Source organism: Oleiphilus sp. HI0123 (assembly GCF_001635315.1).
Genome location: NZ_LWGE01000610.1, coordinates 1 through 625, shown reverse-complemented (window position 1 = coordinate 625; position 625 = coordinate 1). Strand labels below are relative to the sequence as shown.

Here is a 625-nt window from a genome sequence, read left to right as displayed (position 1 = left end):
GACGATGTCAATATGGACGATGCAACACAGTCAGTTGTTTTTGGTAAGGCTTTTAATGCTGGCCAAACCTGCATTGCACCTGACTACATTCTTTGTCCAGAGCACCGCCTGGAGCATTTCGTTGATCGATTCCAACACTTCTTTGCCAAGATGTACCCAACGCTGAAGCACAACACTGACTTCACCAGCGTAGTCGATGAACGACAGCTCGCACGCCTGCAATCTTACCTGGACGATGCAAAAAGCAAAGGCGCAACGATTATTGAGTGCAACCCGGCTGACGAAGATATGCAAACCGGTACACGTAAGATGCCTATCCACCTGGTGCTAAATGCCACTGATGATATGCTAGTGATGCAAGAAGAACTCTTTGGCCCAATCCTGCCAATCCTACCCACTAAGTCGCTAGACCAAGCTCTGGACTTCATTAATGATCGCCCTCAGCCCTTGGCGCTTTACTATTTTGGAATGGACAAAGACGAACAGCAATATGTACTAGAACAAGTTCGAGCTGGCGGCGTCTGCATTAACGACACAGTCTCTCACTTTGCTCAAGAAGACTTACATTTTGGCGGCGTTGGTGAATCAGGTATGGGCTCCTACCACGGCGAGCAAGGCTTCCTGA

The 625-nt window shown here is 48.6% G+C and carries 1 protein-coding gene; it reads left to right on the top strand.

Annotated elements, in window-relative coordinates:
• Positions 1-12: 12 nt before the first annotated feature.
• Positions 13-625: aldehyde dehydrogenase family protein (locus tag A3761_RS05515; RefSeq protein ID WP_231881173.1), on the top strand; the 613-nt coding region annotated here is incomplete at its 3' end.